This window comes from Pseudomonas sp. MIL9, from assembly GCF_016887925.1.
Lineage (GTDB): Bacteria > Pseudomonadota > Gammaproteobacteria > Pseudomonadales > Pseudomonadaceae > Aquipseudomonas > Aquipseudomonas mohnii.
This window is the reverse complement of record NZ_JAFEHE010000011.1, coordinates 159671-185276: the sequence shown is the minus strand read 5'-3', so window position 1 is coordinate 185276 and position 25606 is coordinate 159671. Positions and strand designations below refer to the sequence as shown.

Genomic DNA, 25606 nt, shown 5'->3' with positions numbered 1-25606 from the left:
AATGAACCTTTTTGACTTCTTTCGTGCCAACAAAAAGCAAAGCACCGCGTCGGTAGCGAAAGAGCGTCTACAGATCATCGTGGCGCACGAACGCGGCCAACGCAGCACCCCGGACTACCTGCCAGCCTTGCAGAAGGAACTGGTCGAGGTGATCCGCAAGTACGTCAATATCGGGTCCGATGACGTGCACGTCGCACTGGAAAGCCAGGGCAGCTGCTCGATTCTGGAACTCAACATCACCCTGCCAGATCGCTGAGTCGATCCGGCAGGAGCCACGGCGGCTCGATCATTCGAAACGCCTTCCCTGTGGGAGCTGGCTTGCCAGCGATAGCATCAACGCGTTGTGACAGTCAGACCGCGTTGCCTGCATCGCCAGCAAGCCGGCTCCTACAGAGAGGGGCGTATGAATGATCGAGCCGCCGTTGGCGTTTGTAACGAGGCTGTTTTAATGCCGTTGTCCAATATCCACATCCTTCACCAGGACGCCGCCGTGCTGGTGGTGAACAAGCCGACCCTGTTGCTTTCCGTCCCCGGCCGGGCCGACGACAACAAGGACTGTCTGATCACCCGCCTGCAAGAAAATGGCTACCCGGAAGCGCGAATCGTCCACCGACTGGATTGGGAAACGTCCGGCATCATTCTGCTGGCCCGCGACCCGGACACGCATCGCGAACTGTCCCGACAGTTTCACGACCGCGAAACCGAAAAAGCCTACACCGCACTGTGCTGGGGTCAGCCGGAACTGGACAGCGGCAGCATCGATTTGCCGCTGCGCTACGACCCACCGACCAAGCCACGCCATGTGGTCGACCATGAATTCGGCAAACATGCCCTGACGTTCTGGCGCGTGCTGGAACGTTGCGGCGACTGGTGTCGCGTCGAGCTGACGCCGATCACCGGTCGGTCTCACCAACTGCGCGTGCACATGCTGTCCATCGGCCATCCGCTGCTGGGCGACGGGCTCTACGCCCACGAACAGGCGCTGGCCGCCTGGCCGCGACTGTGCCTGCATGCGAGCATGCTCAGCTTCACCCATCCCCAGACCGGTGAACGCCTGCGCTTCGAGTGCCCGGCACCGTTCTAAACCACGGGCGCAAAACCTGTGGGAGCGGGCTTGCTCGCTCCCACAGGGTTCTCGTCCAGATTCAATATCTGAGCCCGCCTCAACCATCAGCGCGACGCCATTTACCAGGCCAATACGTTAAACTGGCGCCATTGCTGTCTGGAGTTAGCACATGCGCGAAGAGTTGAACCAAGGCCTGATCGACTTCCTCAAGGCCTCCCCCACCCCGTTCCATGCCACCGCCAGCCTTGTTCAGCGTCTGGAAGCGGCCGGCTATCAGCGCCTCGACGAGCGCGAGCCATGGAATACCGAGACCAACGGCCGCTACTACGTCACCCGTAACGACTCTTCGATCGTCGCGATCAAGATGGGCCGCCACTCGCCACTGCACGGCGGTATTCGCCTGGTGGGCGCCCACACGGACAGCCCGTGCCTGCGGGTCAAGCCGCAGCCGGAACTGCAGCGCCAGGGCTTCTGGCAGCTGGGTGTCGAAGTCTATGGCGGCGCACTGCTGGCCCCGTGGTTCGACCGCGACCTGTCCCTGGCTGGCCGCGTGACCTTCCGTCGCGACGGCAAGGTCGAGAGCCAGTTGATCGACTTCAAGGCACCGATTGCGATCATCCCGAACCTGGCCATTCACCTCAATCGCGAAGCCAACATGGGCTGGGCGATCAACGCCCAGACCGAGCTGCCGCCTGTGCTTGCGCAATTTGCCGGCGACGAACGCGTGGATTTCCGCGCCGTGCTCACTGACCAACTCGCCCGCGAACACGGGCTGAACGCCGACGTCGTGCTCGATTACGAGTTGAGTTTCTACGACACCCAAAGCGCCGCCGTCATCGGCCTGCATGGCGACTTCATCGCCGGTGCGCGCCTGGACAACCTGCTGTCGTGCTACGCCGGCCTGCAAGCGCTGCTCAACGCCGACACTGAAGAAACCTGCGTACTGGTCTGCAACGACCACGAAGAAGTGGGTTCCTGCTCGGCGTGCGGCGCCGATGGCCCGATGCTGGAGCAGACGCTGCGCCGCCTGCTGCCCGAGGGTGACGAGTTCGTACGGACCATTCAGAAATCCCTGCTGGTCTCGGCTGACAACGCTCACGGCGTGCACCCGAACTACGCCGACAAGCATGACGCCAACCACGGCCCAAAACTCAACGCCGGCCCGGTGATCAAGGTCAACAGCAACCAGCGCTACGCCACCAACAGCGAAACCGCCGGGTTCTTCCGCCACTTGTGCATGGCCGAAGAAGTGCCGGTGCAAAGCTTCGTGGTGCGCAGCGACATGGGCTGCGGCTCGACCATCGGCCCGATCACCGCCAGCCACCTGGGGGTACGCACCGTGGACATCGGCCTGCCAACCTTCGCCATGCACTCGATTCGCGAACTGTGCGGCAGCCATGACCTGGCACACCTGGTCAAAGTGTTGAGCGCGTTCTATGCCAGCCGCGAGCTGCCGTAACCCCTGAAAAACATCGCGGGCAAGCCCGCTCCCTTAGGTTAATGAGAAACCCTGTGGGAGCGGGCTTGCCCGCGATGACATCAGCCAATTCAATGCAAAGTTCATGATTGCAGTGATTCACTTTTGACACACATCACTGCGCCCCACCAAAAGCCGCCTAGACTTTAACCATCCCTTTCGACAAGGCAGTCGCCATGATCTCACTCTCTTCGTTCCACGCCATGCTGATCCCGATTCTGACCGGGATGATTCTGCTGGCCATCGGTTTCAATTTTCGCGACAAGAATCTCGGCGTGTTCGCCATGTGGATCGGTATGCTCACCATCCTCGCCACCGTGGTGTTCAAGATCCTCGCCAAACTCAACGAATAAATCCTGCCCCCGGCTCGCATTGGTTTTCGCGGGCTCGTACACTCGATCGACCCGCTCACCCCGAGGTTGACCGCCCAGTGTCCGCTCGCCTGCTCGCCCTACCGTCCCTGTTCCTGCTCTGCCTTATGACGCTGCTGCCGATGGCGCCTGCCCAGGCGGTCGGTCTGCCAAGCCTGCTCAGCCCGGCGAAAACCCAGCCCGAGGCACAGGAACCCTTGGGGCAATCCCTGGACGAAGTGATCAAGTCACTGGAGAACGATCGGCAGCGAGCTCAGCTACTGGCGGATTTGAAGAAGCTGCGCGACGCCACGAAAAAGGCCCAACCCATCACCGAAGAGGGCGTGCTGGGCCTGATTGGCGGGACCCTGGCCAGTCTCGGAAAACAGTTTTCCGAAGCCGACAGCCCGATCACCCGTTGGTCCAACGAGTTCGACCTGGCCACGAACGAACTGATGGCACTGGCGCTGCCGGCCAGTGAATGGCTACCCATCGCCTTCGCCTTCGCCATGATCCTGATGGTCTGGAGCCTGCTGGCGGCAGCGCTGATCTGGATCAGCCATCGCGTGCGCATGCGCTTCGGCCTCACCGAAGAACTGCCGCAACACCCCAAGGCCCTGGACATGCTGCGTTTCGCATTGCGTAAACTCGGCCCCTGGCTGATTGCCTTGGTCATCACGGTGTACATGAGCTACGCGCTACCCTCGTCGCTGGGCAAAAGCCTGGCTATGGTGCTGGCCTATGCGCTGGTGGTCGGCACCTGTTTTTCCGCGATCTGCGTGATCGCCTTTTCCTTGCTCGAAGGTCCGCACCGCCACCGCGCCTTGTACATCCTTCGGCATCAGGCATTCCGGCCGTTGTGGCTGATCGGCAGCTTCGCCGCGTTCGGTGAAGCGCTGAACGACCCACGCCTGATCGACAGCCTTGGCAGACATTTGGCGCACACCGCCGCGACGGCGGCCAATGTGTTGGCTGCGCTGTCCACCGGCTTGTTCATCTTGCGATTCCGTCGGCCGATTGCCCACTTGATCCGCAATCAGCCGCTGTCCCGGCGCCTGACCCGCCGCGCCCTTAGCGATACCATCGAAATTCTTGGCACCTTCTGGTACGTACCGGCACTGGTGCTGGTAGGGATTTCCCTGTTCGCCACCTTTGTCTCGGCCGGCGATACCAGCACCGCATTGCGTCAGTCGCTGATCTGCACCGTGCTGCTGGTGCTGTGCATGGTGATCAACGGTCTGGTGCGCCGCCATGCCCTCAAGCCGCAACGCGGCGTGAAGCGCCACGCACTGTACTCGGAACGCCTGAACAGCTTTTTCTATACCCTCGCCCACCTGCTGGTGTGGCTGGCGTTCATCGAACTCGGCCTGCGGGTCTGGGGCATGTCGCTGATCCGCTTCACTGAAGGCGAAGGCCATGAGGTCAGCGTCAAACTGTTCAGCCTCGGTGGCACGCTGATCTTTGCCTGGCTGATCTGGATTCTCAGCGATACCGCCGTGCATCACGCCCTCACCCGCTCGCGCAAAGGCCTGGCCAATGCCCGTGCGCAGACGATGATGCCGCTGATCCGCAACGTGCTGTTCGTGGCGATTTTCATCATCGCGCTGATCGTCGCCCTGGCGAACATGGGCATGAATGTCACGCCGCTGCTGGCCGGTGCCGGCGTGATCGGCCTGGCGATCGGTTTCGGTGCCCAGTCGCTGGTGGCCGACCTGATCACCGGGCTGTTCATCATCATTGAAGACTCCCTGGCCATCGATGACTACGTCGACGTCGGCGGCCACATGGGGACCGTCGAAGGCCTGACCATTCGTACCGTGCGCCTGCGGGATATCGACGGCATCGTCCACACCATTCCGTTCAGCGAAATCAAAAGCATCAAAAACTATTCCCGGGAGTTCGGCTACGCGATCTTCCGGGTCGCGGTGCCTGCGAGCATGGATATCGACAACGCGATCAAGCTGATGCGCGAGGTCGGCCAGAAAATGCGCACCGATCCACTGCAACGGCACGACATCTGGTCGCCGCTGGAGATTCAGGGCGTGGAAAGCTTCGAGTCCGGCAACGCGATTCTGCGCGCCCGGTTCAAGACCGCGCCGATCAAGCAGTGGGAAGTGTCCCGGGCGTTCAACCTGTTGCTGAAACGGCATCTGGATGAAGCCGGGATGGATCTGGCCACCCCGCGGATGAGCGTGCAAGTCATCACTGCTGGCGGCGGGCAGGAAAAACAGGAGTGACTGCAAGGCCGTCTTCGCGAGCAGGCTCGCGAAGGGGTCGCCAAGGTCGCGCAGATAAACAGTCTTGTCAGACAACATCGACGCCGACATGAATCGCATCATGTCGCCAGAACTCCAGATCGCAGTCGATCAAGCGTTCATGCTGATCGTAATTGACCCGGGCGATGCGCAAGCCCGGGCTGCCCACCGAAACGCGCAACGCCGCCGCCGCATCGGCCGACAACGCGGTCGGCACAATCTCGAAGCGCACCCGGCCATAGTGCAAATCGTAGTGTCGCGCGTACAGCTCGGTGATCGACTGATTCAGATCGAACGCCAGAATCCCCGGAAAATACTGCGGATTGAGGTAGTGCTCCACGTACAACACCAGCCGCCCATCGATACGCCGCGAGCGACAAATCTGAATCACGCTCGACAATGCCGGCAGCTGCAACCAGGCGCAGACCGCCGCTGATGCCGGCTGCAATCGTGCCGAAATCACCTCGGTAGACGGCACCCGCCCCTGGGCGCTGACCATCGCGTGAAAGTGGCTGCGCTGCATCAGGTTGTAGGCCAGGCGCGGCGGCGAGACGAACCAGCCCCGTCGCTCTTCGCGGTAGATCTGCCCCTGGGCTTCCAGTTGCAACAAGGCCTCACGCACGGTGATCCGCGTGGTGCCGAACAACTCACTGAGTTTTCGCTCGGCCGGCAATTTGCTGCCGGGAGCCAACAGTCCATGGTCGAGCTGCTCCTGAAGCACCTGGCCAATGGCTGTCACCGCTTTTGTTGCCTCATCGCGCATCAATGTTACCTATCTGGACTAGACCAGCACTGTTTCGGGGCGGAACCGCACGACAAATCGGCTCGATCAACGTCCTGCAAGCGTAGGCAGTGCAGATGACTGAGAGATGACAACCTACCGAACGGTCATCCCAAACGCTATTCAACTATCGATTGAAAACCTGCAATTCACCGGCCAAGTCCCCTGTGTAGCGGGCCTTTGCCCATGGTCTACGCTTACCGGGCACCCTCCAATACCGTGCGAATAAAAGTCTTGCAGGGCGACGAACGACATCAAAGTGTCATCGAGCCCGCTTAAATTGGCTCAGGTATTGCTGACCTAGACCAAAACAATCGCAATCGCAGCGTTGAAAACGCCCATAGGAGCTTCGGAATGAAACAGCTTTTCCTGGCATCACTGTTAGGCTCGACCATTGCCATGTGCACCGCCGCCATGGCGGCTGATGATTTGAAAACCCTTGAAGCCGCTGCGAAAGCGGAAGGCGCAGTGAATAGCGTCGGCATGCCCGATGACTGGGCCAACTGGAAAGGCACCTGGGACGACCTGGCCAAGACTTATGGCCTCAAACACATCGACACCGACATGAGCTCGGCACAGGAAATCGCCAAGTTCGCCGCTGAAAAAGACAACGCCAGCGCCGACATCGGCGACGTCGGTGCTGCCTTCGGCCCGATCGCGGTCAAGCAAGGCGTCGTCCAGCCTTACAAACCGACGACCTGGGACCAGGTTCCGGCCTGGGCCAAGGACAAGGACGGCAACTGGGCACTGGCCTACACCGGCACCATCGCCTTTATCGTCAACAAGAAGCTGCTGCACGGTTCCGATGTACCGACCAAGTGGTCCGACCTCAAGTCCGGCAAATACAAGGTTTCCATCGGTGACGTGAGCACCGCCGCCCAGGCCGCCAACGGCGTTCTGGCCGCCGCACTGGCCAATGGTGGTGACGAGAAAAACCTGCAACCTGCCCTGCTGATGTTTGCCGATATTGCCAAACAGGGTCGCCTGTCGATGGCTAACCCGACCATCGCGACCATGGAAAAAGGCGAAATCGAAGTCGGCGTGGTCTGGGACTTCAACGGCCTGAGCTACAAAGCGAAGATGGCCAATCCGGATGACTACGTGGTGCTGATCCCGTCCGATGGCTCGGTGATTTCCGGCTACACCACCATCATCAACAAATACGCCAAGAACCCGAACGCCGCCAAGCTGACCCGCGAATACATCTTCAGCGATGCCGGCCAAACCAACCTGGCGCGCGGCAACGCCCGTCCGATCCGTGCCGAACACGTGAAACTGCCGGAAGACGTGAAGGCCAAGCTGCTGCCTAACGAGCAGTACAAAAACGTCACGCCGATCAAGGACGCGGATGCGTGGGAGAAGACTTCCAAGGCACTGCCGCAGAAGTGGAACGAAGAAGTCATTGTCGAAATGAAGTGATGCTGTAGCCCGCCAACTGACGGGCCAATGGAAATCCCTGTGGGAGCGAGCCCGCTCCCACAGTGGACCGAGTGAGTTCCGATATCCCGTTTCACGGAGTCATCGCCCCTATGAAGCACAACGTCATCCTTGTCGTGCTCGACGGCCTGAGCTACGAGGTTGCCCGGCATGCCATGGGGCACCTGCAGGCCTATGTCGGCGCAGGACGCGCAGCGCTCTACAAGCTGGAGTGCGAGCTGCCGGCGCTGTCCCGTCCGCTTTACGAATGCATCCTGACCGGCGTCACGCCGATCGACAGCGGCATCGTTCACAACAACGTCTCGCGCCTGTCCAACCAGCGCAGCATCTACCACTACGCCAGAGAGGCCGGCCTGAAAACCGCTGCGGCGGCCTATCACTGGGTCAGCGAACTGTATAACCGTTCACCGTTCGTACCTGCCCGCGATCGGCATACCGACGATCCGGACCTGCCGATCCAGCACGGCCACTTCTACTGGAACGATCACTACCCCGACTCGCACCTGTTCGCCGACGCGGAAAACCTGCGCCTGCGCCACGCACCGGATTTTCTGTTGATCCACCCCATGAACATCGACGATGCCGGGCACAAGCACGGTCTCGACACCCCGCAATACCGCAATAGCGCCCGTTCGGCCGACATCATCCTCGCCGACTACCTGCAAGGCTGGCTCGACGCCGGATATCAGGTGCTGGTGACGGCGGACCACGGCATGAACAACGACCGTTCCCATAACGGCCTGTTGCCAGAAGAACGCGAAGTGCCGCTGTTCGTGCTTGGCGATGCCTTCAGCTTCAATGCCGACGCGGCGCCGAAACAGACGGACATTTGCGGCACGGTCTGCGAGCTGCTGGGCGTGCCCCATGACAAACCTGTGTGCCGGGAGTTGCTCAAGTGAACGCCATGACTCGCGGCAAATGGCTGGCAGCCTTGTGCCTGGTGCCCTTCGCACTGTTCTTTATCGTGTTCGAAATCGCCCCGCTGGCCTGGGTGATGATCAACAGCCTGGAATCGGAAGAGTTCGGCTGGGGCCTGGCCAACTTCACCAAAATCTTCAGCTCGAAGTTTTACCTGCAGGCGATCCAGTACAGCCTCGAGATCAGTTTCTGGTCCAGCGTATTCGGCATCATCATCGCCGTGCTCGGCGCTTATTCGCTGCGCAGGGTCGATTCGAAACTGCGCAACTTCGTCAACGCCTTCGCCAACATGACCAGCAACTTCGCCGGCGTGCCATTGGCCTTCGCGTTCATCATCCTGCTGGGCTTCAACGGCAGCTTCACCATCATGCTCAAGCAGGCGGGGATCATTCAGGATTTCAACCTGTATTCGAAAACCGGGCTGATCATCCTCTACACCTACTTCCAGATTCCCCTTGGCGTGCTGCTGCTCTACCCCGCCTTCGATGCCCTGCGCGAAGACTGGCGTGAGTCCGCAGAGCTGCTCGGGGCGAACGGCTGGCAGTTCTGGCGCCACATCGGCTTGCCAGTGCTGACCCCGGCACTGCTCGGCACCTTCGTCATCCTGCTGGCCAACGCCCTCGGCGCCTATGCCACGGTGTACGCCCTGACCACCGGCAACTTCAACGTGCTGCCGATCCGTATCGCGGCGATGGTCTCGGGGGACATTTCCCTCGATCCAAACCTGGCCAGTGCCCTGGCCGTGGTGCTGGTGGCCTTGATGACCCTGGTGACCATCGTGCATCAGCTGCTGTTGAAGAGGAGCTACCATGTCTCGCGCTGAATTGGGGCCCGTTGGCATTTACCATCGGGTGGTGGTTTACCTGCTGTTTGCCATCCTGCTGCTGCCGCTGCTCGGCACGCTGGTCTATTCGATAGCCAGCAGTTGGTCGGCCACCATCTTGCCCAGCGGTTTCACCCTTAAATGGTATGTGCAGTTGTGGAGCGATCCGCGTTTCCTGCATGCCTTCGGTCAGTCGCTGCTGGTCTGCATCGGCGCACTGATCCTGTCGGTGGTGCTGATTCTGCCGCTGCTGTTCGTGGTGCATTACCACTTCCCGAAGCTCGACGCGCTGATGAACATCCTGATCCTGCTGCCCTTCGCGGTGCCGCCGGTGGTGTCATCGGTCGGACTGCTGCAGCTCTATGGGTCCGGGCCGTTTGCGATGGTCGGCACGCCCTGGATTCTGATCGGTTGCTACTTCACCGTGGCGTTGCCGTTCATGTACCGGGCGATTACCAACAACCTGCAAGCGATCAACCTGCGCGACCTAATGGACGCCGCCCAACTGCTCGGCGCCAGCACCTTTCAAGCAGCGTTCCTGGTGGTGCTGCCGAACCTGCGCAAGGGCTTGATGGTGGCGTTGCTGCTGTCGTTCTCGTTCCTGTTCGGTGAGTTCGTGTTCGCCAACATCCTCGTCGGTACCCGCTACGAAACCCTGCAGGTGTACCTCAACAACATGCGTAACAGCAGCGGCCACTTCACCAGTGCGCTGGTGATCTCCTACTTCTTCTTCGTACTGGTTCTGACCTGGGTGGCCAATATCTTGAACAAGGACAAAAGCGAATGAGCTATGTCAGCGTCCAACACCTTCAGAAAAACTACGCGGGCACCACGGTGTTCAGCGACATCAACTGCGAAATCCAGAAGGGCGAGTTCGTCACCCTGCTCGGCCCCTCCGGTTGCGGCAAGTCGACGCTGTTGCGCTGCATCGCCGGCCTGACGTCGGTAGATGGTGGCAAGATCCTGCTCGATGGTGTCGATATCGTGCCATTGAGCCCGCAAAAGCGTGGAATCGGCATGGTGTTCCAAAGCTACGCCCTGTTCCCCAACATGACCGTCGAGCAGAACGTTGCCTTCGGTTTGCGCATGCAAAAGGTCAATGCCGACGACAGCCAGAAACGCGTCGCCGAAGTGCTGAAACTGGTCGAGCTGAACGACTTTGCCTCGCGCTATCCGCATCAACTGTCGGGTGGCCAATGCCAGCGCGTGGCCCTCGCCCGCTCGCTGGTCACGCGACCACGCCTGTTGCTGCTGGATGAACCGCTGTCGGCCCTCGATGCGCGAATTCGCAAGCACTTGCGCGAACAGATCCGTCAGATCCAGCGTGAATTGGGCCTGACCACAATCTTCGTCACACACGATCAGGAAGAAGCCCTGACCATGTCCGACCGGATTTTCCTGATGAATCAGGGAAAAATCGTACAGAGTGGCGACGCCGAAACCCTGTACACCGCACCGGTGGATGTATTCGCGGCCGGGTTCATCGGCAACTACAACCTGCTGGACGCCGATGCGGCCTCGAAGCTGCTGCAGCGGCCAATCAGCCATCGCATCGCCATTCGCCCGGAGGCCATCGAGCTGAGCCTCAATGGCGAGCTCGACGCACAGGTACGCAGCCATAGCCTGCTGGGCAACGTGATCCGCTACAGGATCGAAGCCCGGGGTGTGGAGTTGGTGGTGGATGTGCTCAACCGGTCGGCGTCCGATTTGCATCCCGATGGTCAGCGCCTGGCGCTTTCCATCGATCCGACGGCGCTGTGTGAGGTAGCCTGATGCCCTTGTTGACGTTGAAGAGAGAACTGCACTGATGGCCCTGGCAATTTTTGATCTGGACGAAACCCTGATCCACGGCGACTGCGCCTCGCTGTGGAGTGAACAAATGGTCCGCCTCGGCTGGGTCGACGGTGAATCCTTCCTGCGTCGAGACAAGGAATTGATGGACGCCTACGGCCGCGGCCACCTGGCGATGGAAGACTACATGGCCTTCAGCCTGGAGCCGTTGATCGGCCGCACGCCGGAGGAGATCAAGCACCTGGTCGGTCCATGGGTCGAAGACGTCATCGAACCGATCATCTTCAGCGGCGCCACCCGGGCCATCGCCGAGCACCGCAAGCTCGGCGATCGCATTCTGGTGATTTCCGCCTCGGGCACCCACCTGGTGCGACCGATCGCCGAACGCCTGGGCATCGACGAAATACTCGGCATCGAACTGGATGTGGCGCACGGGGTTTACTCCGGCAAAACCGTGGGCACCCTGACCTACCGCGAAGGCAAGATCACCCGACTGCTGGAATGGCTGGATGCTGAAGAGGAAAACCTCGAAGGCGCGAGTTTCTATTCCGACTCACGCAACGATTTGCCGTTGCTGTTGAAGGTGGATTTCCCGCATGCGGTCAATCCGGATCCGGTGCTCCTCGAGCACGCAAAGAAAGTGGGCTGGCCGATCCATCTCTGGAAATGACAACGACTCCCCTATGGGAGCGTGGCTTGCCCGGGACTCAGGCGACGCGGTGTATCGGTCAAACCGCGTCATCGTTCATCGCGGGCAAGCCACGCCCCACAGGAATCAGCTCAAGCTTTCGTCAATCACCAACACCACCTTCCCTTCCACCTTGTTGCTCGCCAGTTCCGCGAACGCCGCTTCAGCGTCCTTGATCGCAAAAGTCCTGGCCAACTGCGGACTTAAGCGTCCTTCAGCAAACAGCGGCCACACATGCTGGCTCAGGTCGCTGAACAGATCGGCCTTGAACTGATCGTCGCGACTGCGCAGGGTCGATCCCAGCAACTGCACGCGCTTGGACAGTACCTGAGCCAGATCCAGTTTCGCCTCGCGACCGCCCATCAGGCCAATCAGCACCCAGCGCCCATCCTGCGCCAACAGTTTGAGGTTCAACGCAGAATAGTTGCCGCCCACCGGGTCGAGGATGACATCGAACGGCCCCAGGTCGCGCAAGCTCTCCAGGTCGGTGTTGCGCACCACGCCACCCTGGGCACCGAGCGCTTCGCAATAGGCCAGGCGCTCGGCGGAGCCCACGCTGACCCAGCACGGGTTACCAAAGGCTTTGCACAGCTGAATGGCAGCTGAACCAATTCCACTTGCTCCGGCGTGCAGCAGCACTTTTTCACCCGGCTTGAGCCCGGCGAGTTGAAACAGGTTCAACCAAACGGTCGCATACACCTCCGGCAACGCGGCGGCTTCAGCCAACGACACTCCGTCGGGAACCGGCAACACATGCCGTCCGTCGACAACCACCTCTTCGGCCATGCCGCCCCCGGCCAGCAAGGCGCAGACCCTGTCCCCCAGTTGCCAGGACGAACCCGGCCCGACCTCGCTGATCACCCCCGAACACTCTAGACCGAGCACCTGACTGGCCCCCGGCGGCGGCGGATACAAGCCCGCTTTCTGCAACAAATCGGCGCGATTGAGACCTGCCGCAGCGACTCGAATGCGAACTTGTCCCACATCACATGCCGGACTCGGCTCTTCTACCCACTCCACTTGACCTTCAACGCCTTGCAATGCTTTCACAGTGCCTCCATAGTGAGTCTGGACTGAGCCCGTAGCTGTAGCACCGGGCTTTTTGCATTATGCGACCGGCCCTTGTGGAACCGGCGACTTCAAAGACGGCCTAATATGCGTTATCAATTGTCCCCGCGTCGAATCAACATGAAGCGTTTGTTCCCCAGCACCGCCCTCGCCCTATTCATCGGTATCGGCCTGTTGCCGATGTCGAGCAGTTCTTTCGCAGCCAACAGCTGGGACAAGCTTCAACCTGATCGTGACGAAGTCATCGCCAGTCTGAACGTCGTGGAGTTGCTCAAGCGTCACCACTACAGCAAACCGCCGCTCGACGACGCGCGCTCGGCGATCATCTACGACAGCTACCTCAAACTGCTGGATCCGTCGCGCAGCTACTTCATGGCCAGCGACATCGCCGAATTCGACAAGTGGAAGAACCAGTTCGACGACTTCCTCAAAAGCGGCGACCTCAACGCCGGGTTCACCATCTACAAGCGTTATCTGGACCGCGTCAAATCGCGTCTGGATTTTGCCCTGGCAGAGCTGGACAAGGGCGTCGACAAGATCGACTTCACCACCAAGGAAACCTTGCTGATCGATCGCAAGGACGCCCCTTGGCTCAAATCCACCGCAGAGCTCGACGACCTGTGGCGCAAGCGCGTCAAGGACGAAGTGCTGCGGCAGAAGATCGCCGGCAAGGATCCCAAACAGATCCAGGAAACCCTGACCAAGCGCTACAAGAACCAATTGGCGCGTCTGGACCAGACCCGTGCGGAAGATATCTTCCAGGCGTACATCAACACCTTTGCCATGTCCTACGACCCGCACACCAACTACCTGTCGCCGGATAACGCGGAAAACTTCGACATCAACATGAGCCTGTCCCTGGAGGGCATCGGCGCCGTGCTGCAGAGCGATAACGATCAAGTGAAGATCGTGCGCCTGGTGCCGGCGGGGCCGGCGGACAAGACCAAACAGGTTGCACCGGCAGACAAGATCATCGGCGTTGCACAGGGCAACAAAGAGATGGTCGACGTGGTCGGCTGGCGCCTGGACGAAGTGGTCAAGCTGATCCGCGGCCCGAAAGGCACCGTGGTGCGCCTTGAAGTGATTCCGGCCAACAATGCGCCGAACGACCAGACCAGCAAGATCGTGCCAATCACTCGCGAAGCGGTGAAGCTGGAAGATCAGGCGGTGAAAAAATCGGTCCTCAACCTGAAACAGGATGGCAAGGACTACAAGCTCGGCGTTATCGAGATCCCGGCGTTCTACCTGGACTTCAAGGCATTCCGCGCCGGTGATCCGGATTACAAGAGCACCACCCGGGACGTCAAGAAACTGCTGACCGAGTTGCAGAAAGACAAGGTCGACGGTGTGGTCATCGACCTGCGCAACAACGGCGGCGGCTCCCTGCAGGAAGCCACCGAACTGACCAGCCTGTTCATCGACAAAGGTCCGACCGTGCTGGTGCGCAACGCCGATGGCCGCGTCGACGTCCTGGAAGATGAAAACCCGGGTGCGTTCTACAAAGGCCCGATGGCGTTGCTGGTCAACCGTCTGTCCGCTTCGGCCTCGGAGATTTTCGCCGGAGCCATGCAGGACTACCACCGCGCCCTGATCATCGGCGGCCAGACCTTCGGCAAAGGCACCGTACAGACCATCCAGCCGCTGAACCATGGCGAACTGAAGCTGACCCTGGCCAAGTTCTACCGGGTTTCCGGCCAGAGCACCCAGCATCAGGGTGTACTGCCGGACATCGATTACCCGTCGATCATCGACACCAAGGAAATCGGCGAGAGCGCCCTGCCGGAAGCCATGCCGTGGGACACCATCAAAGCGGCGATCAGGCCTGCGGTCGACCCGTTCAAACCGTATATCAGCCAGCTCAAATCCGAGCATGACGTGCGCACGACCAAGGACGCGGAGTTCGTGTTCATTCGCGACAAGCTGGCCCTGGCGCAGAAACTGATGGCAGAAAAAACCGTCAGCCTCAATGAAGCCGACCGTCGTGCCCAGCACACCGATATCGAAGCCAAGCAACTGGCCATGGAGAATATCCGTCGCAAGGCCAAGGGCGAAGAGCCGCTCAAAGAGCTGAAGAAAGAAGACGAAGACGCCATCGCGGCCGAGCCGGACAAGACCAAGCCGGAAGACGACGCCTACCTGAGCGAGACCGGGCGCATTCTGCTGGACTACCTCAAGCTCAACACCGCGGTAGCCAAGCACTAAGATGATGGCGATTTAATGCTGACGCTCTGCGGAGCGTCATCAAACAGTCATCATTCTGTCGTGAAATAGAGGACTGGGCGTGCTCTCTTACCAAGAGCACGCCCGGTCCTTTTTTTATCGCCAGAGATCGCCATGACCACAACAGAACAGCTGAGTGCGTTGAGTTCAATCCTGACTCAAAGCGGTTTGCACAGTCTGTTCCAGCCGATCATTTGCCTTTCTGAACGACGGATTCTGGGTTACGAAGCCCTCAGTCGCGGCCCCTCCAACAGCCCGCTGCACTCCCCTATCGCGTTGTTTGCCGTCGCCCGCCAGGCCGGACGCTTGAGCGAACTGGAAATTGCTTGCCGTGAAAGCGCCTGTCGACGCTTCAATGAACAGCAACTGCCCGGCAAGCTGTTCCTCAACGTCTCCCCGGAATCCCTGCTCGAAGCCGCGCACCAACCCGGCCGCACCCTGCAACTGCTGGACGATTTCGGCATCCCGCCGAGCCAGGTGGTGATCGAACTCACCGAACAGACTCCCACCGACGATTTCGAGTTGCTGCAAACCGCCCTGCATCACTATCGGGCGATGGGTTTTTCCATTGCCCTGGATGACTTGGGTGCCGGCTATTCGAGTTTGCGCCTGTGGTCCGAGCTACGGCCGGACTATGTGAAGATCGACCGGCACTTCATCGATGGCATACACCAGGATGCCCTCAAGCGCGAATTCGTCGGCTCGATCCTGCAAATCGCCAAGGCCTCACGCGCACAGGTGATCGCCGAAGGCATCGAGTTGCCGGAAGAGCTCGCGGTACTGACGGAAATGGGGGTCGACCTGGTCCAGGGCTATTTGCTCTGTCGACCGCAAGAGCATCCGCCCCGGGATGCCCGCCCCATGATGCCGCGGCAGGACAACACCGCCGTGGTGTTGAGCGACGACGGCAGCGACCTCAGCGCCCTGCTCAACGACCAACCGGCGGTGACGCGCGACACGCCGACGGCCACGGTACTGGAAGCCTTCCGCCGCCAGGCCAATCTGAATTCGCTGGCGGTACTGGATGAGCACGGCCAACCGTGTGGCATCGTCCACCGCCATTCACTCTCCGACGCCCTGCTCAAGCCGTTTGCCACCGATCTGTTCGCCCGCAAACCCATCAGCCGCCTGATGAACGATGACTTCCTCGCCGTCGAGGTGAGCCAGTCACTGCAACAGGTCAGCCGCCTGATCACCAGCCGCGCCCGCCAACGCATCGAAGAAGATTTCATCATCACCCTCAACGGCGGCTACCTGGGCCTGGGCCGGGTGATCGACGTGCTAAAACTGATTACCGAACTGAAAATCCAGCAAGCGCGCTACGCCAATCCCCTGACCCTGCTGCCCGGCAATGTGCCAATCCAGCAATGCCTGACGCGGCTGCTGCAACAGCAACGGGAATCGGTGATCTGCTACGTCGACATCGACAGCTTCAAGCCCTTCAACGATATCTATGGTTACGGCCGTGGTGATGAAGTCCTGTTATGCCTGGCGCAATGCCTGAACGACCGCGTCGATCCGTCCCGCGACTTCGTTGGCCATATCGGCGGCGACGACTTCCTGCTGGTGCTCGGCCCGGAAGACTGGCGCAAGCGTTTGAACCAGTTACTGGAGGACTTCCAGGGCCAGTGCCGACGCTTCTATCGCAGCGAACACCTGGAAGCCGGATGCTTTATCGCGCCCAATCGCCAAGGCCTGCGCCAGGAGTTCCCCTTGCTGTCCCTGTCCATCGGCGTGGTGCATTTGCATCCACAGGCCTGCGATCAACTCGATGCCAGCCAATTGGCCGAGATGGCGTCACAGGCCAAACACCACGCGAAGAATGTGCAGGGATACAGCGTGCATGTGATCGATAGCCTGGCGGCGCCGGAGAAAGAGGATGTGCTGCTTGCCGGGCATCGATGAAGGGCCTGACGCCATCGCGAGCAGGCTCGCTCCCACATGAAAGGCGGGCCCTCAACAGATCCACTGCGGGACCGAGCTTGCTCGCGATGCCGCCCGCCGGAACAACACAATTCTGGGCTATAGCCCGTCACCTCGAGCCGCCAGCTCTTTGAGCTTGAGTTCGGCCAACGGATGCCCGGCCTTCGCTGCAATGCTCCAGAAACGCGCCGCCTCGGTCGGGTCCGGCGCCTTGCTCGGCGTTCCGGCGAGGCTGATCACCCCGACCTGATACGCCGCTTTGCCATCGCCAGCCAACGCCGCCAGGCGCAGCAAGCGAAGGCCCTCCTCGCGAGCGCCCAGACCGACGCCGCGAAAGGTCAGGATGTGGCCATAGAAGCTCTGAGCATCGACATCACCCAGGTTAGCCATACGGGCGAACTGGCCTTCCAGCCAGCTCCAGCCACGCGGCCGTCGCACGAACCATTGCCAGTGAAAAAGCCGGCGTGCCAGCCAGTAATTGACCTGCGCCTTGAGTCGGAAAAGCACTCAGGCCTCCGCCGACTCGGGGTACTCGTACTCAAACACGCGCACCACTTCCGAGGCATGCCAGGACGCTGCCGCGACGCCATCGGACGGCCCGGAAAATCGCCCGAGGCGCTCGACGCATTCAAAGAAACCGGTACGTGGCAGGCGGCTGGCGCCCTGGCTGATCACCAGCGAACTGCGCAGCGGTTGTTCGGCTTTGGCATCCAGTGCCGCCAGATGCTCGAGCGCGGCAGTCAGGGTTTGCATGGCAGGCGTTGGAAGCTGCAAACGCTCCAGCAATGCCCGATAGGTCAATAGATGACGCTGACGGCGCGCCTGATCCAGCTCGCCCAGCAATCCGTCCCAGTGTTGACGACTGATGCGTACGCTCACGATTCATCCCTCCACCCTGGCACCGTCAGTTCCCAGGCCAGGCTTCGGCGGATGGCCGCGTCGGGCAGACGCTCGCCACTTTCGATCATGGCCAGATAAGACGGGCTGATGCCTACCGTGCGGGCCAGCGCCTCGATGGCGATGCCCTTCCCTTCGCGCAAACTGCGTAGTTGATCAAGACCTGGAAGAATCGGGTCCTGGGTTGTCGCAAGCGGCGCTGCGGCCGGACGCGACGGTGCTTCGTTAATGCCTGCTGCTTTCAGTAGAGCCTGATACTGAGCCCACGGCAGAACCGCATATTCGGGCTCGCCTTCGCGTGTAATTATCTGAATATCCATGACTACCCCGTAGGACAACAACACTTAGCGAGTCGGCACTTTTCCCTAGAAGTGTAATCCTAACAGCGGCCAAGGTCGCGGGGGGTATCTATCTGTGGATGAGATTGAATCAGTTCAGTTCTTTTTCGGCCCCTGAAGCTGAAGTTGTTCAGGGGTATCGGGCAGGCGTTCGACCACGGCGAGCTTCTCTGGCATTTGACGTTTACGCCATTCGCGGAAAGCATTGAGTTCGTCATCGAGGACTTTCATCAACCAGGCCAGTACAGCGATGTCATCCAGCATGCCGAATACCGGAATGAAATCCGGAATCGCGTCCACCGGGCTGAGAAAATACATCAGGCCCGCCACGACCGACACCAGCGCTTTGGGGCTGATGGCCCGATATTCACCGCGCCAATAAGCCAGGCAGAGTGCCTGCAACAGGCGCAGATCATCCTTGAGTTTGCCCAGCCGATTGCCTTGACTGGCACCTTTGCTGGCCACCGCGAACAGCAAGGTCGGCAAGCGTCCACGAGCAAGCAGTCGTCCGGCCAATGGCAGGAAACGAGCAAAATTCCAGGGTGCTTTCATCACGCCTCCCATGTAAATGTTATCCACACAAATTGTGGATAACCTTGTGAACAGAGCAGCTTTTCGCGGCTGAAAGCCCCGTTGCATAAGGGCCGAACTCAGATCGGGCGTTTTTTACCCATCTAAAAAAACCCAAGATTTCATTGACTTGGCGATCTGACGAGGTTAACGCCGCTCCGACAATGTCTATGACTCCAGCCTGCTGCATCTGTTCGCTTTGTTTACCCGCGCCACACACCAGATGCAACAACGCCCCGCATTAGCGAGGCGTTGTTTTTAGAGCGGACGCTGATTACTTGGCAGCGTCTTCTTTTGCTGGATCCTTGATCCCCAGCAGTTCCAGGTCGAACACCAGCACCGAGTTGGCTGGAATCGCCGGGCTTGGGCTTTGCGCGCCGTAAGCCAGTTCGCTAGGAATGTACAGCTTGTACTTCTCGCCGACGTGCATCAGTTGCAGGCCTTCAACCCAACCCGGAATCACGCCGCTAACCGGCAGATCGATCGGGCTGCCGCGCTCGACGGAGCTGTCGAAAACGGTGCCATTGGTCAGCTTGCCGGTGTAGTGGACAGTCACTACATCAGTCGGCTTGGGCTGAGCGCCATCGGCTTTCTTGACCACTTCGTACTGCAAGCCCGAAGCGGTGGTGACGACGCCGGCTTTCTTGGCGTTTTCTTCAAGGAATTTCTTGCCGGCGGCTGCCGACTCTTCGCTCATCTTGGCCATACGCTCTTCGGCACGCTTTTGCAGCGCAGCGAAGGCTTCAACCAGCTCTTCATCTTTCAGTTTCTGTTCTTTCTTGCCAACGGCATCTTCGATGCCCTGGGCTACGGCCTTGGAGTCCAGGTCATCCATGCCTTCCTGAGCCAGGCTTTTGCCCATGTTCAGGCCAATGCCGTAGGAAGCCTTTTGCGCCGGGGTTTTCAGCTCTACGCTGGTCTGCGAGTCGCAACCCGCAAGTACCAGGCTAACCAGGGCCACCGCCGCCGCCAACCGATGCTGTTTCATGCTATTTCCTTGTTCATGCGCCTAAAGGGCAATCGAGTAAAGCCGCGAGCTTATCAGGCGGCCACGACCAATGGCTACCGGCATGAGAGCCGGAAATTTCGGATAAGTTCAGGTGTTTAAACGCTTTTCGGAGTGTAGATGATGAAACTTCCGTCATCAGACTCTCATAGACGTCGTTCTGGTACCCCACAATGTCTGGCGTAATGGCCACTTGCCGTTGATCTGGCACTGAGGCATAAAAGAAAAATAATCTACAAGGATGTTCATCTTGCGCCTCTTCTTCCGTTTGCTGATGCTGATCGTAATCCTGGTCGGGCTGTGTCTGGCCGTGGTCCTGTACTACGTCGCCAACCCGAAACTGCCGGCCTGGTCACCTGCGCAACAGGTGCATTATCTCGACCAATGGAGCGATACCGACCGTCAGACCTACTACTTCACACCTCAGGGCACGCAGGTCAAAGGCCTGCACTACGATTGGTTCACGGCGCTTGAGCTGCCTTTCTCGCAACAACGATTCGCCTCTCCTGAATACCTCGCACGCTTCGGCTTTTTAATCGATCCCAATCAGAAACCCACGCCGAACAACCCCGGAAATCTTCCGGTGGGCTTTGCCCGGCACCAAAATCCCGGGAGCGCAGATACGTTTCTGGATATTACCTGTGCCGCCTGCCATACCGGGGAACTGCGTTTCAAAGGCCAAGCCGTGCGCATCGATGGCGGTTCGGCGCAGCATGTCCTGCCCTCCAGCGTGCCTACGCTACGAGGCGGCAGTTTCGGACAAGCCTTGGTGGCGAGCCTGGCAGCGACTTACTACAACCCCTGGAAATTCGAACGTTTCGCACGTCAGGTGCTGGGGCAGGATTACGACGCCCGGCGCCAGAAACTGCGCAACGAATTCAAGGGTTCGCTCGATACTTTCCTGAAAGTGGCCTGGAACGACACCCATCGCGGGCTCTACCCGACTGAAGAAGGGCCGGGGCGTACGGATGCTTTCGGGCGCATCGCCAATGCCAGTTTCGGCGATGCCATTACCCCTGAAAATTACCGCGTAGCCGACGCCCCGGTGGACTATCCACAGCTATGGGATATGTGGACATTCGACTGGGTGCAATGGAACGGCTCGGCGCAGCAGCCCATGGCTCGCAACATCGGCGAAGCCTTGGGTGTAGGCGCCACGCTGAATTTCTTTGACCGTAATCGGCAACCGCTCAAGGGCGATGATCGTTACCCTTCCAGCGTCCGGGTGCGTGATTTGCATCTGATCGAAGAAACCCTGCAACGGCTCGCACCGCCCGCCTGGCCCGAAGAACTGTTGGGGCCCATCGACAAACCCTTGGCGGCAAAAGGTCGCGCACTGTTCAGCGAAAACTGCGCCGGCTGCCACGTACCGCGGGTGACTCAAGGCCAAGGGCGATACGTGCAACACTTGAAAATGCTCCCGGTGGAATACATCGGCACCGACCCTGGCGCTGCCAACAACATTGCCAATCATCGCTTCGACCTGACGGCGCTGCAGTGGAGTCAAACCGAGCTTGATCAACTGGATGTCGAACCCAAACCCGAAGCCCCCCTTGATCTGAGCCAGATGTCGGTGGCCAAAGGGCTGGCCTATGTCACAGCGTTTGTGGAAAACCGGGCCTATCGCGAGGCCGGCATCACACCCGCCGAGCGACCTGAAATGGATGGATTCGGCTTGCCGATCGGTGTTCGTGAGTTACGCGCCTACAAGGCCCGGCCATTGGCGGGCGTATGGGCGACAGCGCCGTTCCTGCACAACGGGTCGGTGCCAAGCCTTTATCAATTGCTCTCGCCTCAGGATGAACGCTCAACCACCTTTTACAAAGGCACGTTCGAGTACGACCCGAAGCACCTGGGCTATCGCACCGAAGCCTTTACCAATGGCTTTGTGTTCGACACGCGCATCACCGGCAACCACAACAGCGGTCACGAGTTCCGCGCCGGCAAGCCTGGCAATGGCGTGATCGGCCGCCTGTTGCAACCACAGGAGCGCTGGGCACTGCTGGAGTATCTGAAGGTGCTGGGCGGTCCTCTTGAGTCGCAATTGCCATGACCCTCGCCCTTTGCAAAAGGATTTCTGCATGCTCATGACCCTCTGGCTGCGCCTGGGCGCATTTCTCGGCAAGACGCTGCTCTGGCTGCTGGGTCTTGGGCTGCTTGGCTGGGCGCTGCTCACCGCGTGGTTTGCCTGGCAACACCGCGGCCCCGTATCGGCGCAAGAGCTGATTCCGGACGGTGAAGCGGCAATGACTCAGGACATCATCCAGACCGCCGTGCGCATCGTCGACCAGCACCGCGATAACACCCGCTATCTGCGTGACGCTCATGCCAAGGCCCACGGCTGCGTGCAAGCCGAGGTGCAGGTTCTGCCGGACCTGCCGAACGATTTACGTCAGGGTGTGTTCAGCGAACCGGGCAAAACCTGGCAAGCGACGATGCGCCTGTCCAACGGCAATGCCTATCCGCAGTTCGACAGCATCCGCGATGCGCGGGGCATGGCGATCAAGCTGCTCGATGTGCCAGGCAAACAACTGCTGAGCGATCAAACACATCGAAGCGAACAGGACTTCGTGATGTTCAACCACCCGAACTTTTTCGTCAGCGATGTCGCCGAGTATCGTCAAAACGTCGCCGCTCAGGCAGACGGCAAAAAAGTCATGGCCTTTTTTCCGGGTTGGGACCCGCGCACCTGGCAGGTCCGTCACCTGTTCATTGCGCTGAAGACCCTGTCACCCGCGCCGCCGAGCCCGACCCAGGCCACCTACTTTTCAGTTTCGCCCTACAAATTCGGTGAAGCCAACGCCAAGTTTCGTGTAATGCCCGACCCGCAAAGCTGCCCGCCCTATAGCTTGCCTGCGCAAAACCAGAAATTGCCGAACTTCCTGCGCAATGCGCTGAACCAACAGCTGTCGACAGATCGGGTACCTGCGTGCTTTGTCTTGCAGATCCAGCGCCAGGACGCAAACAAGTACATGCCGATCGAAGACACCAGCATTGAGTGGAGCGAGAACGATGCGCCCTTCCAGACCGTGGCACGAATCAACGTGCCTGCACAGGACTTCGACACGCCTGCGCTGAACCTGCAATGCGATAACCAGTCGTTCAACCCATGGTTTGGGCTCGAGGCTCATCGCCCTATCGGCGGCATCAATCGGTTGCGCAAAGCCGTTTACGAAGCCGTCAGCGATTACCGACACGCCCGCAACGCCGAACAGTAGGAGCGAGCCTGCTCGCGAGAAACCTGAGAACACAACGGGGCGGCAGATTCTCAGCGCTATCGTTGTCGACCATCGCCACAATGCCATCTGGAGCAAGCTCGCCCCCCACAATGGGAGAGGCGACTCTGCAGGAAAAGCCAAATTCCAGACAGCAAAAAGCCCGCATTGAGCGGGCTTTCTGTGGTGACCTGGCGTTCAGTGTTCCAGGTTACCGAATATGGCGCAGCGGACGGGACGGGATCGAACCGCCGACATTCTGCTTGTAAGGCAGACGCTCTCCCAGCTGAGCTAATCACCCTTTACCTTCGTTGCGGGACACATTATGCCACAGGTTTTTATAAAGTATTGATTTAATTGATGTTTTTTCAAAAAAATCTAAAAACCGGTGAAACGATGCAACCCACAGGAACAACATACAAACTTGGAGCAGAAAAAAGCCCGCATCAGCGGGCTTTTCCGTGGTGACCTGGCGTTCAGTGTTCCAGGTTACCGAATATGGCGCAGCGGACGGATGACGGGATCGAACCGCCGACATTCTGCTTGTAAGGCAGACGCTCTCCCAGCTGAGCTAATCACCCGTTTGCATCTCCGAGGCCGCGAAATTTACGCAGGTAGCGAACCTAAGTCAATAGCAGGATTGAAGTTTTTTTCAAAAACAGCTTTTAGCGACGAGCTTCAAGCTGCAAGAGAAGAGCGGAGCTGCGTAAGCAGGACTGACTCGGGCGGCCTTAACTGGCAGCTTGAAGCGTGAGACCTGCAGCGGCTACTCGTAAACCATCTTCTTGGTCATGCCGCCGTCGACCACGAACTCCTGGCCTGTCACGAAACCGGCGTTCTTCGACAACAGCCACGCGACCATCGCCGCCACGTCCTCGACCGTCCCTACCCGGCCTGCCGGATGCTGTGCATGATCGGCATCGGTCAGTGGCTCGGCGCGTCGCACCGAAGGGTCTCGCGCATCGATCCAGCCGGGGCTGACCGCATTGACGCGAATCTCCGGGCCAAGACTGATCGCCAATGCATGAGTCAAGGCCAGCAAACCGCCCTTGCTCGCTGCGTAAGCCTCAGTATCGGGTTCCGATTGCCCGGCGCGGGTCGAGGCCAGATTGACGATCGCCCCGCTGTGAGCACGCAAGTAAGGCGCGCAGTGCTTGGCCAACAACATCGGCCCACTGAGATTCACCGCCAGTACCCGATTCCAGTACGCCAGGTCGAGACTTTCCAAGGTGATGTTATGCGGATCGGCTACCGCCGCATTGCACACCAACGCATCCAGACGCCCAAACTGCCCCAACACCTCGGCGACACCCAGCGCCACCTGCCCTTCGTTCGACACGTCCATGGCGATGAACCAGGCGTTTTCGCCAAGGACCTTCGCCACTTTCGAACCGCGCACCCGATCCACGTCCGTCAGCACGACCTGCCAGCCTTCGCTGATCAGCCAGGCGGCAATACCCAGGCCGATGCCCCGCGCGGCACCGGTAACCAGTGCAACGCGGCCATTGGAGCCGGCTGGCGCGGACATTTCGATCACAAGGCAGCCAACCCGCGCGCCAAGTCGGCTTGCAGGTCAGCCACGTCTTCCAGCCCCACCGCGACGCGGATCAGGCTGTCACGAATGCCCGCGGCTTCACGCTCTTGCGGCGCCAGACGCCCGTGAGAGGTGGTGCTCGGGTGGGTGATGGTGGTTTTGCTGTCGCCCAGGTTGGCGGTGATCGAGATCAGGCGGGTCGCGTCGATAAAGCGCCAGGCGCCCTCTTTGCCACCCTTGACCTCGAAACTCACCACTGCACCGAAGCCCTTCTGCTGACGCTGGGCCAACTCGTGCTGCGGATGACTCTTGAGCCCGGCGTAATGGACTTTTTCGACGCCGTCCTGCTGCTCCAGCCACTCGGCCAGTTGCTGGGCGTTGGCGCAATGCGCCTTCATCCGCAGATTCAGGGTTTCCAGGCCCTTGAGGAAGATCCAGGCGTTGAACGGGCTGAGGGTCGGCCCGGCGGTACGCAGGAAACCGACCACTTCTTTCATCTGCTCGCTGCGACCGGCCACGACACCGCCCATGCAACGACCCTGGCCGTCGATGAACTTGGTTGCCGAGTGCACGACGACGTCCGCCCCCAATTTCAACGGCTGTTGCAATGCCGGGGTGCAGAAGCAGTTGTCGACCACCAGCATCGCGCCTTTGGCGTGAGCGATTTTCGCCAGCTCGGCAATATCCACCAGCTCGGCCAACGGGTTGGACGGCGACTCGACGAACAGCAATTTGGTATTGGCCTTGATCGCCGCATCCCAACCGGACAGATCCGCCAGGGGGACGTAATCGACTTCGACGCCGAAGCGCTTGAAGTATTTTTCGAACAGACTGATGGTCGAGCCAAACACGCTGCGCGATACCAGCACGTGATCGCCAGCACTGCACAGGCTCATCACCACCGCCATGATCGCGGCCATGCCGGTCGCGGTAGCCACGGCCTGCTCGGCACCTTCCAGCGCGGCAATGCGCTCTTCGAAAGCGCGAACGGTCGGGTTGGTGTAGCGCGAATAAACGTTGCCCGGCACCTCCCCGGCAAAACGTGCGGCCGCGTCGGCGGCAGTGCGGAATACGTAGCTGGAAGTGAAGAACATCGGATCACCGTGTTCGCCTTCCGGCGTACGGTGCTGACCGGCACGTACGGCCAGGGTATCGAACGCTACGCCTTCGAGGTCGCTGTCCAACCGACCGGCATCCCAATCCTGACTCATGCTGTCACTCCTTGCCCCGTTCTTGAAAAATAAGAATT

24 protein-coding genes and 2 tRNA genes are annotated in these 25606 nt (G+C 59.9%); 15 read left to right on the top strand and 11 right to left on the bottom strand.

Going from position 1 to position 25606, the window contains the following annotated elements; all coding sequences use genetic code 11:
- Nucleotide 1: 1 nt before the first annotated feature.
- From minE to JQF37_RS14365, 5 genes are all read left to right on the top strand, one after another.
- A complete protein-coding gene (gene minE / locus JQF37_RS14385; RefSeq protein ID WP_007974947.1) occupies nucleotides 2–256 on the top strand; it encodes a cell division topological specificity factor MinE in 255 nt (84 codons plus the stop codon).
- Between the two features lie 192 nt (nucleotides 257–448).
- Nucleotides 449–1084 (top strand): RluA family pseudouridine synthase, encoded by a 636-nt coding sequence (locus JQF37_RS14380; protein WP_047531695.1) that lies wholly within the window; start codon nucleotides 449–451, stop codon nucleotides 1082–1084.
- A 151-nt stretch (nucleotides 1085–1235) separates the two neighbouring features.
- Nucleotides 1236–2525 carry a M18 family aminopeptidase gene (locus tag JQF37_RS14375; RefSeq protein ID WP_047531698.1) on the top strand — a complete coding sequence of 430 codons (1290 nt, stop codon included), beginning with the start codon at nucleotides 1236–1238 and terminating at the stop codon, nucleotides 2523–2525.
- 194 nt (nucleotides 2526–2719) lie between these two features.
- Nucleotides 2720–2896 carry a hypothetical protein gene (locus JQF37_RS14370; protein ID WP_189340160.1) on the top strand — a complete coding sequence of 59 codons (177 nt, stop codon included), beginning with the start codon at nucleotides 2720–2722 and terminating at the stop codon, nucleotides 2894–2896.
- A gap of 77 nt (nucleotides 2897–2973) precedes the next feature.
- The gene (locus tag JQF37_RS14365; RefSeq protein ID WP_130203689.1) at nucleotides 2974–5130 is read left to right on the top strand and encodes a mechanosensitive ion channel domain-containing protein; all 2157 of its coding nucleotides are present in this window, start codon (nucleotides 2974–2976) and stop codon (nucleotides 5128–5130) included.
- 67 nt (nucleotides 5131–5197) lie between these two features.
- On the opposite strand, the gene JQF37_RS14360 is transcribed toward JQF37_RS14365, so the two are convergent.
- Complete coding sequence (locus JQF37_RS14360; RefSeq protein ID WP_047531705.1) at nucleotides 5198–5911, bottom strand: UTRA domain-containing protein; 714 nt, start codon at nucleotides 5909–5911, stop codon at nucleotides 5198–5200.
- Between the two features lie 372 nt (nucleotides 5912–6283).
- On the opposite strand from JQF37_RS14360, the gene JQF37_RS14355 reads away from it, so the two are divergent.
- The 6 genes from JQF37_RS14355 to JQF37_RS14330 all read left to right on the top strand — a co-directional run bounded on the left by JQF37_RS14355 (nucleotide 6284) and on the right by JQF37_RS14330 (nucleotide 11568).
- Nucleotides 6284–7348 (top strand): ABC transporter substrate-binding protein, encoded by a 1065-nt coding sequence (locus JQF37_RS14355; RefSeq protein ID WP_130203690.1) that lies wholly within the window; start codon nucleotides 6284–6286, stop codon nucleotides 7346–7348.
- Between the two features lie 110 nt (nucleotides 7349–7458).
- On the top strand, nucleotides 7459–8265 hold the full coding sequence (locus JQF37_RS14350; protein WP_130203691.1) for an alkaline phosphatase family protein: 807 nt from the start codon (nucleotides 7459–7461) through the stop codon (nucleotides 8263–8265).
- Nucleotides 8266–8270: 5 nt separating this feature from the next.
- Nucleotides 8271–9107 (top strand): ABC transporter permease subunit, encoded by an 837-nt coding sequence (locus JQF37_RS14345; protein WP_189340171.1) that lies wholly within the window; start codon nucleotides 8271–8273, stop codon nucleotides 9105–9107.
- The gene (locus JQF37_RS14340) at nucleotides 9094–9894 is read left to right on the top strand and encodes an ABC transporter permease (protein WP_130203693.1); all 801 of its coding nucleotides are present in this window, start codon (nucleotides 9094–9096) and stop codon (nucleotides 9892–9894) included. Before JQF37_RS14345 ends, JQF37_RS14340 begins: the two co-directional genes overlap by 14 nt.
- Entirely contained in the window at nucleotides 9891–10880 is a 990-nt protein-coding gene (locus JQF37_RS14335; protein ID WP_047531715.1) for an ABC transporter ATP-binding protein, read from the top strand. The genes JQF37_RS14340 and JQF37_RS14335 overlap by 4 nt, the downstream gene beginning before the upstream one ends.
- 34 nt (nucleotides 10881–10914) lie before the next feature.
- A complete protein-coding gene (locus JQF37_RS14330; RefSeq protein WP_130203694.1) occupies nucleotides 10915–11568 on the top strand; it encodes an HAD family hydrolase in 654 nt (217 codons plus the stop codon).
- A gap of 105 nt (nucleotides 11569–11673) precedes the next feature.
- On the opposite strand, the gene JQF37_RS14325 is transcribed toward JQF37_RS14330, so the two are convergent.
- Nucleotides 11674–12636: a zinc-binding dehydrogenase gene (locus JQF37_RS14325; protein WP_130203695.1), complete on the bottom strand. Its 963-nt coding sequence runs from the start codon at nucleotides 12634–12636 to the stop codon at nucleotides 11674–11676.
- Nucleotides 12637–12774: 138 nt separating this feature from the next.
- Between JQF37_RS14325 and JQF37_RS14320 the strand changes: the two genes are divergently transcribed.
- The gene (locus JQF37_RS14320) at nucleotides 12775–14856 is read left to right on the top strand and encodes a carboxy terminal-processing peptidase (protein ID WP_189340166.1); all 2082 of its coding nucleotides are present in this window, start codon (nucleotides 12775–12777) and stop codon (nucleotides 14854–14856) included.
- A gap of 132 nt (nucleotides 14857–14988) precedes the next feature.
- Nucleotides 14989–16779 (top strand): bifunctional diguanylate cyclase/phosphodiesterase, encoded by a 1791-nt coding sequence (locus tag JQF37_RS14315; RefSeq protein WP_130203697.1) that lies wholly within the window; start codon nucleotides 14989–14991, stop codon nucleotides 16777–16779.
- 117 nt (nucleotides 16780–16896) lie between these two features.
- Here JQF37_RS14315 and JQF37_RS14310 read toward each other — a convergent pair whose 3' ends face one another.
- The 5 genes from JQF37_RS14310 to JQF37_RS14290 form a co-directional block, all read right to left on the bottom strand.
- On the bottom strand, nucleotides 16897–17304 hold the full coding sequence (locus JQF37_RS14310; RefSeq protein ID WP_130203698.1) for a sel1 repeat family protein: 408 nt from the start codon (nucleotides 17302–17304) through the stop codon (nucleotides 16897–16899).
- Nucleotides 17305–17676, bottom strand: coding sequence for a hypothetical protein (locus JQF37_RS14305; protein ID WP_003223109.1), 372 nt, complete (start codon nucleotides 17674–17676; stop codon nucleotides 17305–17307).
- A complete protein-coding gene (locus tag JQF37_RS14300; RefSeq protein WP_047531735.1) occupies nucleotides 17673–18014 on the bottom strand; it encodes a helix-turn-helix transcriptional regulator in 342 nt (113 codons plus the stop codon). Before JQF37_RS14300 ends, JQF37_RS14305 begins: the two co-directional genes overlap by 4 nt.
- Nucleotides 18015–18128: 114 nt before the next feature.
- Complete coding sequence (locus JQF37_RS14295) at nucleotides 18129–18584, bottom strand: YkvA family protein (protein ID WP_130203699.1); 456 nt, start codon at nucleotides 18582–18584, stop codon at nucleotides 18129–18131.
- Nucleotides 18585–18876: 292 nt separating this feature from the next.
- Complete coding sequence (locus JQF37_RS14290) at nucleotides 18877–19590, bottom strand: FKBP-type peptidyl-prolyl cis-trans isomerase (RefSeq protein WP_047531749.1); 714 nt, start codon at nucleotides 19588–19590, stop codon at nucleotides 18877–18879.
- 268 nt (nucleotides 19591–19858) lie between these two features.
- Here JQF37_RS14290 and JQF37_RS14285 point away from each other — a divergent pair, with 268 nt between their 5' ends.
- Together JQF37_RS14285 and JQF37_RS14280 are read left to right on the top strand one after the other, a co-directional pair.
- Nucleotides 19859–21661, top strand: coding sequence for a cytochrome c (locus JQF37_RS14285; protein WP_130203700.1), 1803 nt, complete (start codon nucleotides 19859–19861; stop codon nucleotides 21659–21661).
- Nucleotides 21662–21689: 28 nt separating this feature from the next.
- Nucleotides 21690–22826: a catalase family protein gene (locus tag JQF37_RS14280; RefSeq protein WP_130203701.1), complete on the top strand. Its 1137-nt coding sequence runs from the start codon at nucleotides 21690–21692 to the stop codon at nucleotides 22824–22826.
- A 227-nt stretch (nucleotides 22827–23053) separates the two neighbouring features.
- On the opposite strand, the gene JQF37_RS14275 is transcribed toward JQF37_RS14280, so the two are convergent.
- From JQF37_RS14275 to JQF37_RS14260, 4 genes are all read right to left on the bottom strand, one after another.
- Nucleotides 23054–23126: transfer RNA gene (locus JQF37_RS14275), tRNA-Val, on the bottom strand.
- Nucleotides 23127–23330: 204 nt separating this feature from the next.
- Nucleotides 23331–23404: transfer RNA gene (locus JQF37_RS14270), tRNA-Val, on the bottom strand.
- 185 nt (nucleotides 23405–23589) lie between these two features.
- Nucleotides 23590–24351, bottom strand: a complete 762-nt coding sequence (locus JQF37_RS14265; RefSeq protein ID WP_189340397.1) for an SDR family oxidoreductase — start codon at nucleotides 24349–24351, stop codon at nucleotides 23590–23592.
- A 5-nt stretch (nucleotides 24352–24356) separates the two neighbouring features.
- Nucleotides 24357–25568, bottom strand: a complete 1212-nt coding sequence (locus JQF37_RS14260; protein ID WP_090463659.1) for an O-succinylhomoserine sulfhydrylase — start codon at nucleotides 25566–25568, stop codon at nucleotides 24357–24359.
- Nucleotides 25569–25606 lie beyond the last annotated feature (38 nt).